Source organism: Amycolatopsis sp. DG1A-15b (assembly GCF_030285645.1).
In the GTDB taxonomy this organism is placed as follows: domain Bacteria; phylum Actinomycetota; class Actinomycetes; order Mycobacteriales; family Pseudonocardiaceae; genus Amycolatopsis.
Map to the genome: position 1 here is coordinate 299,985 of NZ_CP127296.1, position 16,865 is coordinate 316,849.

Below are 16,865 nucleotides of genomic sequence, written 5' to 3' on the forward strand. Positions count from 1 at the left end.
GAGCCGGGCGGACAGCCGCCCGGCTCAGCCCCCGGTCAGCGCGCCAGAACCCGGTCCACCACCCCGGCGAACTCCTCCGGCTGCCCTCGCCACGCGATGAAGTGGTCCGGGCGCACCAGCACTCCGCCGCCGCCCGCGATCCCCGTGACGCGCAGCCATTCTTCGTCCTCGACGACGTGGACGTCGAAATCTCCCGTGCGGGGCCAATCGCTGCCAGGGCCGGTGAGCAGCGTGAGCCGCCGTCCGACCAGATCCAATGTGGATATGCCGTCGGCCAGCCACGTGTGCGGTACGCGGGAGCCGGGCGTGCCGTCGAGGACGACGTCCTCCGTGGACGGCGGCTCCGTCCGCGCTCCGAGCACCGCGGTCGAGGCGTAGCGGTAGCCGAGGTGCACGATCGGGGCGTTGACCACGCCCGCGGCGGCGCGGGCGGCGGCCGCCGCCGGGCCCTGTTCCCAGTGCAGGCGCGGATCCTCGAGCCGCAGCAATGCCTGCTCGAGCGCCAGCGCCGCCACCGGACGGCGTTCGGCTTCGTAGGTGTCCAGCAGTGCCGGGCCCGCCGAGCCGCCGAGGACCGCGGCCAGCTTCCACGCCAGGTTGTGCGCGTCGGCGATGCCGGTGTTCGCACCGAACGCGCCGAGCGGCGGCACCGCGTGCGCCGCGTCGCCGGCCAGGAACACCCGGCCGGCGCGGAACCGATCGGCCAGCAGCCCGCGCACCCGCCACGGCAGCACGCTCAGCACCTCGACCGCCAGCTCCGGGTCGCCGACGGCGGCGCGGATCAACGCGCGACAGCGCTCCGGCGGGAAGGCCGCCGCCGGTTCGTCGCCGAGTTCGGTGTGGAAGATCCAGTCCTTCTCGCCGTCGACCGTCACCAGCATCCCCGGTGACTCGGGCGTGGTGATCGTGCAGTTCGCGAAGTGCAGACCTTTGGTGTGGGGTGTCAGGTCGGCGCGGAAGAGGATGTTGAGCAGGGGCTGCCCGAGCGCGCCCGGGCCGGTGGTGCCGATGCCGAGGGCGGCGCGCAGCTCGCTGCGGCCGCCGTCGGCCGCGACCAGGTAGCTCGCGCGCACGGTCCGCCGGCCGTCCGGGCCGTCGAGGACCGCGGTGACGCCGGTGGCGTCCTGCTCCGCCGAGACGAGCGTGGTCGAGTACGCGACCACGGCCCCGCGCTGCCGCAGCGTGCTCAGCAGCACCGCGTCGAGCCGGTCCTGCGGGCAGGTGCCGCGCAGCACACCGGGACTCAGTGCGCTCGCCGCCAGGTTCGGGCTGTTCGGCACGGCGGGCGGGGTGTCCGGCAGGTCCGCCGTTGCCAGGGTCGGGGCGGTGATCTTGCCCAGCGTGCCGGCCGGCCGGACGGCGACGGCTTCGACGTCGCCGTCGATCCCGGCCTGGCGGAAGAACTCCATCGTGCGGAAGCCGAGGCCGGTGGCGCGCGGGTGGGCGGACGGGCCGGTCGCGCGGTCCACGACCAGCGCCTCGACACCGTGGTCGGCGAGGAAGAGCGCGGTGGACAGGCCGACGGTGCCCCCGCCGGCGATGAGGACGGGAATCATGCGGTACCCCCAGTTCTGGCTACGGTGTTCTCGTATGGCTACACCGTATCCACTGAGGTAAGCTGCGCGCAACGGACGAGGGGAGAACGAGGATGGCCGACGAGCCGGCGCTGGTGTGGGCGAAGGAGCGGCGCAGCCCGCGGCGCCAGGCCCCGGGGGTCGAGCAGATCGTGCGGACGGCGATCGCGATCGCCGACGCCGACGGGCTGCCCGCCGTCTCGATGCGCCGGGTCGCGGCGGACCTCGGCTCGGGAACGGCGTCGCTCTACCGCTACGTCGCCAGCCGCGACGAGCTCCTCGACCTGATGATCGACGAGGTCAAGGGCGCCGAGCAGACCGAAATCACCGGCGATTGGCGCGCCGACCTGGCCGGCGTCGCCCACCAGGTCCGCCGGACGCTGCTGCGGCACCCCTGGCTGAGCGGCGAACTCCCGGGCCGCCCGGCGCTGGGCACGAACTCCCTGCGGCGGCACGAAGCGGCCCTCACCGCGGCGGCCGGCTTGACGGCCGACATCACGTCGGCGGCGGCCGTGGTGGACACGGTGCTGGCGTACGTCTTCGGCACGGTCGCGCAAGAGCTGGCGGAGCTGCAGGCCCAGCGCCGGTCCGGGCTGACGAAGGAGCAGTGGCAGGCGAGCGTGGGCCCGTACATCCGCGACGTCATCGCGAGCGGGCGGTACCCGCAGTTCACGCGCCGCGTGGTCGAGGGCGCGGAGTGGAGCGCGGAACGGACGTTCGAGTTCGGCTTGGACTGCGTCCTCGACGGCGTCGCGGCCCGCGTCGGCTGAAGCAATTCGGTGGCCGCCGGTGCCGGCCGGCGCCTATCGTGCCGCCGAGGACGTCGAAGGGGGACAGCGGATGCGGCTCGCCGGCCGGGAGTGGCGGACGCTGGTCAGCACGGCCCGGCTGGACGGCCGCGACCACCGGGTGATCCGGCCGGCGCGCCCGATCGCCCACGCCTCCCTGGCCGAAGGGCGGCACGGGGCCCAGCTGTGGGTCGGCCAGGCCGCGGCGGCGGATCTCGCCTGCGCGTGGTGGCTGGCGGCGCGGTCGCCGCGCAGCATCGTCCACCTGCCGCTGCGGTCGGGCGCGCCGGACTGCGGCGGGGAGCACGGCGGCCGGTTGCTCGATCTGGTGCTGCTGCACCACAGCCTCGCGTTCCCGGTGTCCGGCTGGAAGCGGCTGCGGGCCCGGCTGTCCCCGCCCGCGCCGCACAAGGTGACGCTGCCGCCGCGGGCCTTCCCGCCCGTGGACCACACGCGGCGGTGGTACCGGGAGTTCCGGGACCACCTCCACTGGCGGGTCGCCGCCGACACCTTGTTCGTCACCGGCAGCCGGCCGGCGTACGAATTCCAGGGCGAACAGGTGCGTGCCCTCGCCGAGGACGCCCCGGCCCGGCTGGCCGAGGACCCCGGCGCCCACTGCTGCGCGGAGATCGAGCTGGGGACCTGGAGCCCGTACTCGCGCCGGAACCCGCTTGCGCTGCTGCACGTCGAGTGCTGCGTCCGGCACGGGTGAACCTTCACCGGATCTCCACAAAAGCCACGCAGCGGATCCACCGCCGCGCGGCATCATCGGCGTGATGACCTACGCACACTGGCTCCAGGACTTCGAAACCGAGGCCGAACGCCGCAGGCGGCGCGAAGACCCGCCCTGGGAGCGGGGCGCGAAACTCCACCCCGACGTGGCGAAGAGCGTGCAGCGCTTCCAGGTCGGCGAGGCCGGCGACGGCGCCAACCTCATCGCGAAAGCCGCCGGGGACGACACCTACCTCGCCGCCGTCGAGCTGTTCGTCGCCGAGGAGCAGAACCATGCCCGGATGCTCGCCGGGCTGCTGACCGCCGCCGGGGTGCCCACCATCGGGAAGCACTGGTCGGACACCGTGTTCGTCAAGCTGCGGCGGGCGCTCGGGCTGCGGCTGGAGCTCATGGTGCTGCTCATCGCCGAGGTCGTCGCCCTGCGGTACTACCGCGCCCTGCGGGACGGCGGCGGTGATCCGCTGGTCACGCAGGTCGCCGCGCGGATCCTCGCCGATGAGGAGCGGCACGTGCCGTTCCACTGCCACCGGCTCGAGGTCGCCTTCCGCGGGCTGGGAAAGCCCGCCCGCGCGGCGGTGTTCGGCGCGTGGCGGGTGCTGCTGCTCGGCGTCGCGGCCACGGTCGCCGCGGACCACGGCGCGGCCTTGCGGCGCCTCGGTGTCGGCAGGCTCGTCTTCGTCGCCGACGTGCTCACCGCGTTCGAAGCCGCGCTCGCGCGGATCCGGGGCGAGCAGCCGAAACCGGGACCGCGGTACACCCCGAAGCGCGCCCGGCCGCGTGGGCTCTTCTAAAGGAGGCCGGCCAGCTGCCGCAGGGCCGCGGCGATCCGTTCCGCCGGCACCCCGCGAGACGTCTGGTGCAGGAACAGCTCCGGTGCCAGCGGGGCCAGCAGCACGTCGGCCAGCACGTCGGGGTCCGGCGCGCCCGCCGCCTCCGCCAGGACGCGGACGTGCGTGCGCCAGAACCCGTAAGCGCCGGTCGTGAAGCGGGAGTGGCCCACCTCGGTCCCCAGCACCAGGGGCGCGTGCCGCTCCAGCAGTTCGACCATCGCCTCGTAGAACGCCGCCAAGCGGGCGGCCGGGGGTGCGCCCGGGCCCAGCGGCGGGTCGCCGCGCAGGAGTGCCTCCTGCAGGCGCCGCTCGTGCTCGTCCAGCAGGGCCACCGCGATCGCCGCGCGGTCCGGATAACGGCGGTAGAGCGTTCCGCGGCCCACGCCGGCCGCCCGCGCGATGTCCTCCATCGTCACCTCCGCCGCGCCGCGGGCGGTGAACAGCTCTTCGGCCGCCGCGAGGATCTTCGCGCGGTTGCGGGCCGCGTCGGCGCGTTCGGGCATGGGCGCCAGCCTAGGGAATATCCGGACAGGGCGTCCAGTTGACTCAAGCGGACGCCGTGTCCACTTGAGGAGGAAATCGTGTCCCACCTGCTGCACCTCGACTCCAGCGCCCGCCGCTCGTCGTTCTCCCGCGAGCTGTCCGCCCGGTACGCCGCCACCTGGGCGGGCACCCGGACCTACCGCGACCTCGCCGCCGACCCGGTCCCGGTGATCGGCGAGGCGTGGACCGAAATCTGTGACGCCCTGCTCGCCGCGGGGATCACCGACCCCGCGCACTACGCCGATGTCGTCAGCACGCCGGAGCGGAAGAAGGCGTGGGCGATCGTCGAGCCGCTGCTCGCCGAACTGCTCGAAGCCGACGTCGTGCTCATCGGCGCGCCGATGTACAACTTCTCGGTCCCGGCCGCCCTGAAGGCCTGGATCGACCAGGTGACGTTCCCGAAGATGTCCCTGCGCGGCAAGAAGTTCGTCATCGCCGGCGCGCGGGGCGGGACGTACGCGGAAGGGACGCCGCGGGCGCCGTTCGACCACCACGAGCGCTACCTGCGGGACTTCATCGCCGGGCACTACGACGTCGGCGACGTCCGGTTCGTGCACGCCGAGCTGACCAACGCCCTGGTCGACCCGCACCTGGCCGCGCGCGAAGGCGAGCGCGTCGCCTCGCGGGAAGCCGCGCTGGCGGCGCTCTGATGGGCTGGGTGACGCTCGTCCTCGCCGGGCTCGTCGAGATCGCCTGGTCGCAGAGCATCAAGCCGACGGAGAACTTCACGCGGCCGTGGCCGACGCTCCTGTGCTTCGTGCTCGGCGCCGCCGCGGTGTACCTGCTGTCGCGCGCGATGGACACCGTCCCGGTGGGCACCGCCTACGCGGTGTTCACCGGGATCGGCGCCGTCGGCGCGATCGTGCTCGGCGTCGTCGTGACCAAGGACCCGCTGAGCGTCGGCCGGGTGGCGGCGCTGGCCCTGATCGTCGGCGGCGTCGTGCTCGCGCGGATCACTTCGTGAGCTGCTCCCACAGGAACTCGAACACCAGCGCCCACTTGAAGGCCAGCTGTTCGTTGTCCGCCGCGGCGCCGTGGCCGCCCTCGATGTTCTCGTGATACCGGACGTCGTGCCCCTGCTCACGCATCCGCGCCACCATCTTGCGGGCGTGGGCGGGGTGCACGCGGTCGTCACGCGTCGACGTCACGAACAGCGACGGCGGATACGTGCGTCCACTGTGGACGTTCTGGTAGGGCGAGTACTTCGCGATGTACTCCCACTCCGCGGCTTCGTCGGGATCGCCGTACTCGGCCATCCACGACGCGCCGGCCAGCAGCAGGTGGTAGCGGCGCATGTCGAGCAGCGGCACCTGGCTGACGATCGCGCCGAACCGCTCCGGGTAGCGCGTCAGCATCACGCCCATCAGCAGGCCGCCGTTGCTGCCGCCCTGGATGCCGAGCTTCGCCGGCGTGGTGATGCCGCGCTCCACCAGGTCCGCGGCCACCGCGGCGAAGTCCTCGTACACGCGGTGACGCTCGGCCTTGATGGCCTGCGTGTGCCAGCCGGGTCCGTATTCGCCGCCGCCGCGGATGTTCGCGACGACGTACGTCCCGCCGCGCGCGAGCCAGCCGCGGCCGACCATCCCGCTGTAGGACGGCGTCAGCGAGACCTCGAAGCCGCCGTAGCCGGTCAGCAGCGTCGGGCCGCCCTCGGCGCCGGACGGCCGGACGACGAAGTACGGGATCTTCGTGCCGTCCTCCGACGTCGCGAAGTACTGCGCGACGCTCATGTCCGAAGCGTCGAAGAACGCCGGAGCCTGCTTCAGGACTTCGACCTCTTCTCCGACGTGGCCGTAGCTCAGGGTCGACGGCTGGAGGAAGCCGCTGGAGTCGATCAGGTACTCGTCGCTGACGTCGGGATCGGTGTCGAAGATGTCCGCGCTGCCGAACTCCGGGCCGCCGGCCAGCGGCGCCTCCTGCCAGCCGTCCGGGCTCGGGGTGAGGGTGCGCAGCTCGGTGCGGACGTCGCGCAGCGTGCCGAGCAGCAGGTGGTGGCGCGTCCAGGCCCAGTAGCTCAGCGAGGTGTGCTCGTCGGGCGTGAACAGCCTCGTGAACTCCCGGTCGCCGGCCATGAAGGCGTCGAAGAGGATGGCGATCAGCGAGCCTGCCGGGTGTTCCGTGCCGCCGACGGACCACGCCGTCCGCGGCCGCACCAGCAGCCACTCGCGGTGCACGGACGCGCTCGCGTCGTCCGGGATGTCGATCTTGACCAGCCCGCCGGACGTCTTGAGGTGCAGTTCCGAGCGGTAGAAGTCGATCGCGCGGCTGACGAAGTCGCGTTCGAAGCCTTCGGTCGGGTCGTGGGACGCGCCGATCGAGACGTCGTCGGGCTTGCCTTCGAAGACCGTGACGGCTTCGGAGAGCGGCGTGCCGCGGCGCCACTCCTTGGCCAGCCGCGGGTACCCGGAGCTGGTCAGCGAACCGGGACCGAAATCCGTTCCGATGTAGACGCGGTCGACGTCGATCCAGCCGATCCGCGTCTTCGCCTCCGGGACCGTGAAACCGTCCGCGACGAACTCGTGCGCGTCGAGGTCGAACTCGCGGACGACCGTCGCGTCCGCACCGCCGCGGGACAGCTCGACCAGGCCGCGCCGGTAGTCCGGCCGCAGCACGGTCGCGCCCTGCCAGACCCAGTTTTCGCCTTCGGCCTCGGCCAGCGCGTCGACGTCGAGGAGCAGCTCCCACTCGGGCTCGGCCTGCCGGTACGACTCGAGCGTCGTCCGCCGCCAGAGGCCGCGCGGGTGGCTCGCGTCCTGCCAGAAGTTGTAGAGGAACTCGCCGCGGCGGCGCACGTACGGGATCCGGTCGTCGGCGTCGAGCACCTCGCGCAGTTCGTCGCGCAGTTCGGCGAACCGCGCGCCGGCGGTCAGTTCGGCCAGCGTCTCGTCGTTGCGGGCGCGCACCCAGCCGAGCGCGTCGTCGCCGGTCACGTCTTCCAGCCACAGGTAAGGGTCCTCGACACTCATGCCGACAGTCTCGCCCGGTGAGGGGCAGCGCGGCCACCCGGTGGCGTTTTCGTTTCGTGATCCCTGCCTCCCGGGGTGTCCGTATGCTGGTGCCACACAGCAGGGGGAGACCGTGAACGAGGCCGAACCGCCGTGGCCGGGGACGGCCCGGCCACCGGAACCCGCGTGGACGCCGGAGCCGAATCCGTGGGCGCCGAACTGGGCCGCCCCGCCCGTCCCGATCGCTCCGCCGCGCAACCGGCTCTGGGGTGCCGTCACCGGCGTCCTGATCGTCGTGGTGGCCTTCTCCCTGATCGCCGCCACCATCCCGCACCGGGTGGACGGCCGCGCGTTCGCCGCGCAGGGCGCCGATCCGGGCCGGGCGTACGGCGGCACCGGCAAGCCTCCGAAGGCCGTGCCGGAGCTGGCGCGCAACCCCCTGCTCGGCGACGGCATCAGCCCCGGGCCCGCCACCTGCACCCTGCCCGAACTCGGCCGGGCGGCCGAACAGCTCAAGGCCTACTACGGCGCGCTCGTCGGCTGCCTGGAGCAGTCGTGGCGCCCGGCGCTCGAGAAGGCGAACGAGCCGACGCTGACCGCCACCGTGTCGGTGACGCTGCCGGAGCACAGCTCGTGCGGCGAAGCGCCGGCGGAGAGCGAAGCCGTCGCCTACTACTGCGGCGGTGACACGACGATCTACGCCCCGACCGACTGGATGCTGTCGGACGCCGGGCTCAACAAGGCCCGGCACATCGCGACGCTCGCCCACGAGTACGGCCACCACGTGCAGCGCGAGAGCGGCATCCTCTCCGCGGCGGCGGACAAGATGACCTCGCCGGACGAGGACAGCGCGGCCGACAAGGAGGTCGTGCGCCGGATCGAGCTGCAGGCGAACTGCTTCGGCGCACTGTTCCTGGCGGCCGTCGCCGGCACGGGCTCGATCAGCCGATCGCTGGCGAACGCCGCGGTCGCCGACTACGGCCGGGCCAACAACAGCGACACCCACGGCTCGCGCGAGCACCAGCTGTCCTGGGCGAAAGCGGGCTACGACGGCAAGGCCACGAAGGCGTGCGACACGTGGAGCGCCCCGGTCGGCGAGGTCAGCTGAGGGTCCAGGCGGGGTCGCGGCCGAGGAGGGCGAGGAACCGGTCGAGCGGGCTCGCGTCCGCGGGGACCTCGACGCTGCGGGCGAACGAGCCGTTCTTCTCGCGGCCTTCGTCCGGGATCCGTTCGGCCAGCTTCGAGGCGATGTACACGGCTTCGGCGTCCGGCTCGTAGGGCAGGCCGAGCGTGCGGGCCAGGTCCCAGCCGTGCGCGACCGTGTCGACCAGGTGCATGTGCGCGGCGATCGAGCCGGGGAACGTGCCGAAGTGGTTGATGGTGAGCTGCCGCTCCAGCACGGCGTCGTCGGCGAAAGCGTCGAGGAAGTCGTCGACGGACGCCTGGTACGCGGCGTAGGCGTCGTCGCCGAGGACGCCGGCGTCCCAGTCCGGCGCCGAGCCTTCGCGGGCCGCCGTCGCGAAGGCGTGGTTCTCGCTGACCTGGTGGCGGAGCAGATCGGCGAGGGTCCAGCCGGCGCACGGGGTGGGGCGGGCGAGGTCGGCGGGTGTCACGCCGGCGACGAGCTTGTCGAGGATGAACAGCGTGCGGCGGTCGAGTTCGCGAAGATCCATGCCGGCCACGCTAGGCGGGTAAGCGGACCACGAACAGTGCCAAAACCGTGGCAAGCTTTGTGTGCCAATCTAGACTGACCGGGTGGAGATCCACATCGACCTGAGCGGGACGCGCGGCCACCGCGACGCGATCTACCGCCAGCTCCGCGCGGCGATCCTGGCCGGCCGGATCCGGCCCGGCGAGGCCCTGCCGCCGACCCGCGAGCTCGCGCAGCGGCTGGCGGTCTCCCGGACGACGGTCAGCGCGGCCTACGACCGGCTCACCGCCGAAGGGTTCCTCGCCGCTCGCGTCGGCGCGGGCACGTTCGTCACGGCGTCGCCGGCTTCCCCCGAGCCGGTACCGGACGTTCCGGGTGTGCGGCCGCTGCCGGAGTGGGACGCCGTCCCGCCGCCGCCCGCGCCCTTCGCCCCGGCGCCGGAGTTCGACTTCCGGCCCGGCGTCCCCGACCTCTCGCTGTTCCCGTTCGACACCTGGCGGCGGCTGATCACGCAGCGGCTGCGGGCCGGCCAGGCCGACCTGATGACCTACGGCGACCCGCAGGGCCACGCCGCGCTGCGTGCCGAAATCGCCCGGCACGCCGGCGTTTCCCGGGACGTCCGAGCCGGTGCGGCGCAGGTCGTCGTCACCGCGGGGGCCCAGCAGACGACCGATCTCGTCGCGCGGGTGCTGCTGCGGACCGGCGACCTCGCCGCCGTCGAGGACCCCGGGTACCCGCCGCCGCGGCTGGTGCTCGGCGCGCGCGGGGTGCGGGTCGCGCCGGTGCCGGTGGACGCGTCCGGGATCGTGGTCGACGCCATCCCGGCAGGGACGCGGCTGGTGTACGTGACGCCGTCGCACCAGTACCCGCTCGGCCTGTCGATGTCGCTGGACCGCCGCCTGGAGCTGCTCGACTGGGCCGAGCGGAACGACGCGGTGCTCGTCGAGGACGACTACGACACCGAGTTCCGCTACACCGGACGCCCGCTGGAACCGTTGCACAGCCTCGATTCCCGCGGCCGCGTCGTGTACGTCGGCTCGTTCTCGAAGGTGCTCTCGCCGGCGCTGCGGCTGGGCTTCCTCATCGCGCCGCCGGCGCTGGTGCCCGCCTTGGTCAAGGCCCGCTACCTCACCGACTGGCACGCACCGAACGTCGAGCAGGCGGCGCTGGCGGCGTTCATGGCCGAAGGGGGGTTCGCCCGGCACGTCCGGCGGATGCGGAAGGTCTACCGCGCCCGGCACGAGCTCCTCTCGGCGGTGCTCGCCCGGGACTTCGCGGACTTCCTGACGCCGTTGCCGTCGACGGCGGGCCTGCACCTCAGCGCGGTCGCGCCGGCGGACTGCGGCCCGCTGGTCCGCGCCGCTCGCCGCCGGGGCGTGCGGCTGTACTCGCTGGGCGATTTCGGCGTGGGGGAGCGGCGGCACGGCCTGGTGTTCGGTTACGGTGCGGTCGCGGCCGAGCGGATCGAGCCCGGACTGGCCCGGCTGCGGGCGCTGGCGGACGAAGGAGTGGCATGACCGACGACGTGATGGTGGCGATCGACGCCGGTCTGCGGAAGCACATCGGCGGCGACCGCGCCGGCGCGTACGCGACCTTCGCGCAGCTGTGGGCATCGATCGGCGACGACGGCGACCCGCTGCACCGCGTCGCGCTGGCCCACCACATGGCCGACGTCTGCGACGACCCGGCCGAGGAACTCGAGTGGGACCTGCGGGCCCTGGCGGCGGCGGATTCGCTGACCGACTCGCGGGCCCAGGAGTACCACTCGTCCCTGGCGGTGCGCGGGTTCTACCCGTCGCTGCACCTCAACCTGGGCGAGGACTACCGCAAGCTCGGCGACCTGCCGGCGGCGCGCGAACAGCTGGCGCTGGCCCGCGCGCGTTTGGACGCCCTCGGCGACGACGACTACGCGGCCGGGATCCGGCTGGCCCTCGACGGCCTGGCCGAGCGGCTCGGCTGAATCGCCGCCCTTACCACGAAGACGCCCCGTTTGCCGGACTTTCGCGGGGCGCCGGAGGGCCCTAACCTGTGGTGATCCAGCTCACCGACGGGAAGGATCGCCATGCGGATTGCGGATCTGCTGCGCAAGAAGGGGTCGGCGGTCGCGACGGTCACCCCCGAGACCACGGTGACCACGCTGTTGGCCGGACTGGCCGAACACAACGTCGGCGCGATGGTGGTCGTCGCCCCGGACGGTTCGATCGCGGGAATCGTCTCGGAACGCGACGTCGTCCGCCGCCTGCACGAACACGGCCCGGCCCTGCTCGACGGCCCGGTGTCGGAGATCATGACGAAACTGGTGGCCAGCTGCGGCCCGGAGGACTCGGTGGACCAGCTGTCGGTCCTGATGACGGAACGGCGGATCCGCCACGTCCCGGTCCTGGCCGACGGGCGGCTGGCCGGGATCGTGTCCATCGGGGACGTCGTGAAGAACCGGATGGAACAGCTGGAGCAGAGCCAGGAACAACTGCAGGCCTACATCTCCCAGGGCTAGGGGCGATCGAGGAACAGCGCGATCAGGGGTGCTCATCCGGTATCGGGCGAGCACCCCTGGTTTCCGCGGACCGGGTCTCCTCGCCGACCGGCGCGGAGCGGGGCAGCTTGGCTGCCAGGGTCTCGAAGTAACGCCACTTCGCCCATTCCTGCCGGTTGCCGATGACGTAGAGCCGCCGCTTGGCCCTGCTGACCGCGACGTTGAGCAAGTTGGGTTTGCTCGAAGCCCAGTTCCGCGCGCCCGGCCGGCCGGGCGCGCTGCCGAGGACCAGGATCACGATGTCGGCCTGCTTGCCCTGCGCGGTGTGCACGGTTCCGGCCACCAGCCCCCGGTGGCGGGCGGACCGGATGGCGACCTGGCGGGCGATGTCCCGGAACGGGCCGATGACCATCACTTCCGACATGGCGAAATCCAGGCTCGACAGCGTGGCGAGGATGCGGTCGAGCTGACGGCCCTCGTCGGGAATCCAGTGCCCCTGGGCGTCGCTGCCGACGACGTCGATCCACTTCGACTCCGGCAGTGACGGATAGGCGTCCTTGAACTTTTCGCCGAGAGCCGGGGCGGTGCCGTCGATCATGAGACCGTCGTAGGCGACCGTGTTGACGATGTCGAACATCGGCTGGTCACACCGCCGGTGCACGGTCAGCGGCACACCCACCCACGTCTGTCCGTCGTCGTCGCGCAGCCAGGTACCCAGCGGCGTGAGCCGGTCGGCCAGCCGCTGGACCGACGTCCGGCTGGTCAGCCACTGTTCGTCGACGCCGAGCTCGGTGCGGATGGCCTGTTCGGCGCGGAACGGCAAGGTGGTGATCGGTTCCAGCTGGAGAGGGTCGCCCACGACGAGCGCACGCCGCGTCCGCCACAAGGCGCCGACCGCGTTCTGCGGAGTCGCCTGCCCGGCTTCGTCGATGAGCAGCCATCCCAGGGCTTCCTTGCCGAGTGAGCCGAACAGCCGGGCGTAGGAGGCGAACGTCGTGGACACCACCGGTACCACGAAGAACAGGCTCTGCCACGCGGCGAGCACCGCTTCGGCGGGAGCGTCCCGAGGCGCGTCGCCGTTGAGGACGTCCATGGCGGCCTGCAGGTTGCACCGCAGCTCGGTGGCCGCGTGCCGCAGGAAAGCCTTGTGCAGCGCCATGGCCGCGAACAGCAGCTCGGTTCGCGCGGTGTTCCATTCCGCGTCGGTCCACAGCGCGCTCGGTTCCCGGCGGTCGCGGTCCACCCACCAGCTGTCGTCGGGGAAGTGCGGGCCAAGGGTTTTCGCCGCTTTCTCGAGCTGTTCGTCGAGCGCGGTGAGTTCTTCCTCGCCCGCCCGCACGAGCTGTTCGGCCTCGGCTTGAGCGTGGAGGGCCGCGGAAATCGCCTGGTCGATGAGGGCGAGGTCGCGGCGCACCGCGACGAGTGGTGCGTGGTCGACTTCGGGCAGCGGAATTCCGCCGGCCAGAGCGACGCGCGCGCCGTTCAGTTCTTGGACCGCGGCGTCGAACGCTCGCTGAGCGGTTTCGATTTCCCACTGGGCGATTTCCCGATTTCGCCGGGCCGAGGCCAGTTCCTGCCGGGCCGCCGCCACCTGGTTCGCCAGCCAGTCGTCCTGCCACGCCCAGTGTTTCCGGGCACGACCGAGGCTGCACAGGTGGTCCCAGGTTCCCGGCCGGGCCGATTGGTGCGCGAAGCGGGCCCGCTCGCGCGCGTCCACCTCGGCGTGCCACGTTCGCACGGCGGTTTCGGCCTCGGTTCGCCGTGCCGTGCCGACCCGCGCGAGATCCGTGTGCCGTGCCTGGACCACCCGCTCGGCGAGCTCGAGGCGCTCGTGGGCCGCTCGTTCTTGCTCGGCCCGAAGGGCATGGGCGATTTCGAGCGCTTCGCGGACGCGTTTCTCTTCCTCGGCGACGGCGGCCGTGCGTTCCGCTCGTGCGGTCGAGACGCGCGCGGCGGCCACCGACACTTCGTTGCGGCGCTGGTTCACCTCGTCCAGCGCCTTCACCCGGCGGATGACCGCTTGGCAGACTGCCGTTCGTTCACCGCGAACGGCGTCGACGCGTGCTTCGGCGCTGCGGAATGCGTCGACGGCCTCGCTCCACGACTGTTCGGGCACTTCCTGCTCGTAGCCTTTGAGCACGGCGAGCAGGCCCTGCCACTCGCCGTCCTGTCCGGGCTTTTCCGGTGTGTGGTACCAGAAGGTGTTGACGAAGCGGCTGCGGTTGGTCTTGTTGCCCAGCCGGGCCGCCACCAGCGCCCAGGCCCGCAGGCCGTCCGGTTCGTCTTTCGGCTGTTCGGCGTCCGGTTCCGGCGCGAGCAACGCGGAGGCGATCGCGGGGAAGTAGTCGACGGCGGCGGCCCGGTCCGCCCAGATTTCGTCGATGGCGTCCGCGGCGGGAATCTCGTCGGTGACGTTCTGCACCGCTCCGTTGTTCGCCGACGCGACCACCATCTCGAATCCGGTGAGCTCGGGCCGCCAGTGGGACAGCACCCGAGTGCGCTCCCCGGTGCGCCACCGTGACTTCCGGCCCGTGAAGGCGGCCTCGGGCGTGGGCAATGCGGCCAGTTCCCGGGCCCGTGCCACCACCAGACCCGCGATCAGGTCACGCAGCATGGTGGTCTTGCCGGTGCCGGGCGGGCCGTTGACGCCCATCACGCCCGCCGAGCCGGCCGTGCGCAGCGCCGTGCTCACGGCCAGCTGCTGGTTCAGCGCCAGGGCGTGCTCCGGTTTGCTCGGCCAGCGGCCGGCCGGCACTGCATCGGGAGCCGTCGCGGCCAGCACGATTTCGGGACGGGTGCGCACGTCGACGCGTTGAGCGAGGTTGATTCCGGAATCGGGGAGCAGGTAGTCGCGCAACGCGGCACCGGTGTTCCCTTTGACGGTCTCCTCGCCGACGAGTCCCAGATCGCCCATGATGAAACTGTTGAGGAAGTCGTGACCGGCCGCGTTGTCCGCTTTGCGCCGACCGACGATCCGGCTGCTGACCCGGACCTCGGGGCAGGACAGCGATCCGTCCGTCCCAGCCGCGGCGACGGCGGCGTCGAGGCACCCGGCGAGCGCCTCGTGGTCGAGCACGTGGGGGACGTACTGCGGAACGTCCCCCTCCGTCAGCAGCTCGTCGGCGACCAGATCTCGCCAGGTGCGGGAGAAAGCGAGCATGTCGTCCTGGAGGAACGCGAGCCAGTCCGGTTCGCAGCGCCGGTCCCGCGCCAGCCGGCCGGTGGCCCAGGCACAACTGGAGAGGACCTCGGAGTCGAGCAGGGCGCGTCCGTTCTCGTCGACGACGAAGGCGGCGACCGCGCTGTCCCCGGCGGGGCGCTCGTCGTAGCTGTCCTTGTCCGGCTCGAAGACACGCGAAAGGAGCTCGAAAACCTCATCGAGGCGGTAAACGCCCAGATAGACGACGTGCCGCCAGGTCTGGTTCGGTCGCAGCTCCCGGCTCGCGAGCTCGTGCCCGGCCTCCCAGGGCAACGGCTGTCCCGGACGCACGGTGAACACCAGCTTCTCGCGACTGGGCTTGTCCACTTTCTGCGGGCTGAACATTTCCACGGTTTGCCAGAACTCGACGATCTCCGCCCGAGCGGCGTCCGCCCCCGATTTCAACCCCGGCTCCGATCGTCGATTCCGTCGCTTCAGCAGCGTCGGCATCGTAGCGTTTCGAGAAGGCCGGCCGAGGTGTTTCGCCAATAGAACGCCGGATGGTTCGTCCCTACTCCCGCCAGCCCGCCAGCTCCACGCCCTTCGCGACATCCACGCGGTAGGAGAGCTTCACTTCGCCCGTGGCCCCCGGCGCCAGCGTCAGCTTCCACGTGAACTCACCCAGCGCCGACGTCTCGACCGGGTCCGGCGACGTCTTCACCTCCTTCACCGTGATCGTGTCGTCCCGCGAAACCGGCGCCTGATCCAGCACTGTCACGACAGCGGAACGCGGCCCGTGGTTCACGACCGAAATGCGGTACTCCGCCTCTCGCCGTTTCTGTCCCGACAAAGTCGCCTTGGATGCCGTCCGCCGCACCAGCTCCCGTTCGATCCGGATCCGGTCGTCGACGCCCAATGCCAGCTCCAGTTCCTCCCCGGGCGCCCAAGGCTCCAGCACGGTCGTACCGACGAACTCCGCGTCGTGGAACACCGAAGCCCGTCCCGGCAGCAGGGCGTGCTCCGACGTGTTCTCCACCGTGGCGCGCAAGTACGCCTCCTCCGCCAGCACTGGCGCCGTCACGTAGCCCAGGTCGGCCGTAAGCGAAAGCTGTGCCAACGTCGTCCGGTGTCCCTGTGCGCCGGAAGGCACCGCCACCGGCCGCGAAGGGCGGTAGGTGACCGCCGTCGTGCCCTGCTCGACCGAGGCCACCTTGGGCGCCATCGCCGGAGCCGCCGGTGCGAACTGCCGTCGGACGGCGTTCTCCGCGATCCCGCCGCCCGAGCCCCCGTACGCGGCCGACGCCGTGTACGTGTCCTGCGCCGGGAGGACGCGGTCCAGGTACCACGGCGAAAGTTCCGGCACCACCACCGACACCGCGGGCCGGGCCGTCGACAGCGCCAGCTCGCACTCCGGCCAGTCCTCGCCCGTCTGCTGGCTGACCAGCCCGTACGACACCACGGTGACGTCGGCGCCGCGCACCCGGATGTCGTAGCCCGGCTCCCAGGTCGCGTTGGCGACCACATAGGACAGTTCCAGCTCGGCTTCCGCGCCCGGGTCCGAGATCTCGAGCTCGACGACCACCGAGGTGCTGTCCCGGCCGGGCCGGTTGTCGTGCGCTTCGATCCGCCGGTCGAGCGCGGCGAGGTCCTCGCGCAGCCGCGCGATCCGCTCGCTCAGCACCCGGCGCGCCTTCAACGCCGACGCCAGCCGCGAACTCAGCGCGTCCGTCACCTCCGCGACGCGCGCGGGTTCGGCGGTGCCGTTGGCCAGTGCCTTCGCGAAGCTGCCGCCGCTGCGCTTCGCGAGCGAAGTCAGCAGATCCACCTTCATCGTCTCAGCCGCTTCGTCGTCCACGACGCCGTCGAGCGTGGCCTGATCGGCACGCCGCTGTTCGACGAGCGCCTGCAACGCCGGGTCGGCCGGATCGGCGTGCCACTCGGTGCGGACGTCGACGCCGGTGATCAGCGCGGGCCCGGTGCCGGTGACGCGGACCGAGCCCGGGTCGAGGGCCACGGGCAGCCCGGCGAACTCCAGGCGCGGCCCGCCGTCGAGCGGAGCCTTGCCCCGGCGGGTGATCCGCGCACGCTGCGGGTAGACGGTCACGGCGGTGATCGGCGCTTCCACGGTCGGCATGCCTCCGACGTTAGTCTCTTGACACCCCCGCGGGCGGACCGGAAGTGTCTTCAGTC

The 16,865-nt window shown here is 72.1% G+C and carries 15 protein-coding genes; 9 read left to right on the forward strand and 6 right to left on the reverse strand.

All coding sequences use genetic code 11. The features are described 5' to 3' along the window. Positions 1-35: 35 nt before the first annotated feature. Positions 36-1,556: an FAD-dependent monooxygenase gene (locus tag QRY02_RS01385; protein ID WP_285989671.1), complete on the reverse strand. Its 1,521-nt coding sequence runs from the start codon at positions 1,554-1,556 to the stop codon at positions 36-38. 92 nt (positions 1,557-1,648) lie between these two features. Here QRY02_RS01385 and QRY02_RS01390 point away from each other — a divergent pair, with 92 nt between their 5' ends. The 3 genes from QRY02_RS01390 to QRY02_RS01400 all read left to right on the forward strand — a co-directional run bounded on the left by QRY02_RS01390 (position 1,649) and on the right by QRY02_RS01400 (position 3,885). Next, positions 1,649-2,344 carry a TetR/AcrR family transcriptional regulator gene (locus tag QRY02_RS01390; protein WP_285989672.1) on the forward strand — a complete coding sequence of 232 codons (696 nt, stop codon included), beginning with the start codon at positions 1,649-1,651 and terminating at the stop codon, positions 2,342-2,344. A gap of 19 nt (positions 2,345-2,363) precedes the next feature. Then, complete coding sequence (locus QRY02_RS01395) at positions 2,364-3,074, forward strand: hypothetical protein (RefSeq protein WP_285989673.1); 711 nt, start codon at positions 2,364-2,366, stop codon at positions 3,072-3,074. Between the two features lie 64 nt (positions 3,075-3,138). After that, a complete protein-coding gene (locus QRY02_RS01400) occupies positions 3,139-3,885 on the forward strand; it encodes a ferritin-like domain-containing protein (protein WP_285989674.1) in 747 nt (248 codons plus the stop codon). Here QRY02_RS01400 and QRY02_RS01405 read toward each other — a convergent pair. Continuing rightward, positions 3,882-4,427: a TetR/AcrR family transcriptional regulator gene (locus QRY02_RS01405; protein WP_285989675.1), complete on the reverse strand. Its 546-nt coding sequence runs from the start codon at positions 4,425-4,427 to the stop codon at positions 3,882-3,884. The two genes, QRY02_RS01400 and QRY02_RS01405, sit on opposite strands and share 4 nt — an antisense overlap. Before the next feature lie 78 nt (positions 4,428-4,505). Between QRY02_RS01405 and QRY02_RS01410 the strand changes: the two genes are divergently transcribed. Both QRY02_RS01410 and QRY02_RS01415 read left to right on the forward strand, forming a co-directional pair. After that, entirely contained in the window at positions 4,506-5,117 is a 612-nt protein-coding gene (locus QRY02_RS01410) for an FMN-dependent NADH-azoreductase (protein ID WP_285989676.1), read from the forward strand. Further along, positions 5,117-5,431, forward strand: coding sequence for a DMT family transporter (locus QRY02_RS01415; protein WP_285989677.1), 315 nt, complete (start codon positions 5,117-5,119; stop codon positions 5,429-5,431). The genes QRY02_RS01410 and QRY02_RS01415 overlap by 1 nt, the downstream gene beginning before the upstream one ends. Here the strand turns inward: QRY02_RS01415 and QRY02_RS01420 are convergent. Next, positions 5,421-7,433, reverse strand: a complete 2,013-nt coding sequence (locus QRY02_RS01420; protein ID WP_285989678.1) for a prolyl oligopeptidase family serine peptidase — start codon at positions 7,431-7,433, stop codon at positions 5,421-5,423. The genes QRY02_RS01415 and QRY02_RS01420 overlap by 11 nt on opposite strands. Before the next feature lie 112 nt (positions 7,434-7,545). Between QRY02_RS01420 and QRY02_RS01425 the strand changes: the two genes are divergently transcribed. Then, positions 7,546-8,520, forward strand: coding sequence for a neutral zinc metallopeptidase (locus QRY02_RS01425; RefSeq protein ID WP_285989679.1), 975 nt, complete (start codon positions 7,546-7,548; stop codon positions 8,518-8,520). Here QRY02_RS01425 and QRY02_RS01430 read toward each other — a convergent pair. Beyond that, on the reverse strand, positions 8,513-9,085 hold the full coding sequence (locus QRY02_RS01430; RefSeq protein ID WP_285989680.1) for a TIGR03086 family metal-binding protein: 573 nt from the start codon (positions 9,083-9,085) through the stop codon (positions 8,513-8,515). The genes QRY02_RS01425 and QRY02_RS01430 overlap by 8 nt on opposite strands. Positions 9,086-9,167: 82 nt before the next feature. Here QRY02_RS01430 and pdxR point away from each other — a divergent pair, with 82 nt between their 5' ends. From pdxR to QRY02_RS01445, 3 genes are all read left to right on the forward strand, one after another. Next, positions 9,168-10,580, forward strand: a complete 1,413-nt coding sequence (gene pdxR / locus QRY02_RS01435) for a MocR-like pyridoxine biosynthesis transcription factor PdxR (RefSeq protein WP_285989681.1) — start codon at positions 9,168-9,170, stop codon at positions 10,578-10,580. After that, positions 10,577-11,023, forward strand: a complete 447-nt coding sequence (locus QRY02_RS01440) for a hypothetical protein (protein ID WP_285989682.1) — start codon at positions 10,577-10,579, stop codon at positions 11,021-11,023. Before pdxR ends, QRY02_RS01440 begins: the two co-directional genes overlap by 4 nt. A gap of 102 nt (positions 11,024-11,125) precedes the next feature. Continuing rightward, positions 11,126-11,557, forward strand: a complete 432-nt coding sequence (locus QRY02_RS01445) for a CBS domain-containing protein (protein ID WP_285989683.1) — start codon at positions 11,126-11,128, stop codon at positions 11,555-11,557. Between the two features lie 22 nt (positions 11,558-11,579). On the opposite strand, the gene QRY02_RS01450 is transcribed toward QRY02_RS01445, so the two are convergent. Together QRY02_RS01450 and QRY02_RS01455 are read right to left on the reverse strand one after the other, a co-directional pair. Next, complete coding sequence (locus QRY02_RS01450; RefSeq protein WP_285989684.1) at positions 11,580-15,287, reverse strand: DEAD/DEAH box helicase; 3,708 nt, start codon at positions 15,285-15,287, stop codon at positions 11,580-11,582. Beyond that, a complete protein-coding gene (locus QRY02_RS01455) occupies positions 15,247-16,809 on the reverse strand; it encodes a DUF4139 domain-containing protein (RefSeq protein WP_285989685.1) in 1,563 nt (520 codons plus the stop codon). The genes QRY02_RS01450 and QRY02_RS01455 overlap by 41 nt, the downstream gene beginning before the upstream one ends. Positions 16,810-16,865: the final 56 nt, after the last annotated feature.

Bases quoted from the DNA above. Each gene is read 5' to 3' on its own strand.
- QRY02_RS01385 (WP_285989671.1), bottom strand. From the start codon at position 1,556: ATGATTCCCGTCCTCATCGCCGGCGGGGGCACCGTCGGCCTGTCCACC.
- QRY02_RS01390 (WP_285989672.1), top strand. From the start codon at position 1,649: ATGGCCGACGAGCCGGCGCTGGTGTGGGCGAAGGAGCGGCGCAGCCCG.
- QRY02_RS01400 (WP_285989674.1), top strand. From the start codon at position 3,139: ATGACCTACGCACACTGGCTCCAGGACTTCGAAACCGAGGCCGAACGC.
- QRY02_RS01405 (WP_285989675.1), bottom strand. From the start codon at position 4,427: ATGCCCGAACGCGCCGACGCGGCCCGCAACCGCGCGAAGATCCTCGCG.
- QRY02_RS01415 (WP_285989677.1), top strand. From the start codon at position 5,117: ATGGGCTGGGTGACGCTCGTCCTCGCCGGGCTCGTCGAGATCGCCTGG.
- QRY02_RS01420 (WP_285989678.1), bottom strand. From the start codon at position 7,433: ATGAGTGTCGAGGACCCTTACCTGTGGCTGGAAGACGTGACCGGCGAC.
- QRY02_RS01430 (WP_285989680.1), bottom strand. From the start codon at position 9,085: ATGGATCTTCGCGAACTCGACCGCCGCACGCTGTTCATCCTCGACAAG.
- QRY02_RS01440 (WP_285989682.1), top strand. From the start codon at position 10,577: ATGACCGACGACGTGATGGTGGCGATCGACGCCGGTCTGCGGAAGCAC.
- QRY02_RS01445 (WP_285989683.1), top strand. From the start codon at position 11,126: ATGCGGATTGCGGATCTGCTGCGCAAGAAGGGGTCGGCGGTCGCGACG.
- QRY02_RS01450 (WP_285989684.1), bottom strand. From the start codon at position 15,287: ATGTCGCGAAGGGCGTGGAGCTGGCGGGCTGGCGGGAGTAGGGACGAA.
- QRY02_RS01455 (WP_285989685.1), bottom strand. From the start codon at position 16,809: ATGCCGACCGTGGAAGCGCCGATCACCGCCGTGACCGTCTACCCGCAG.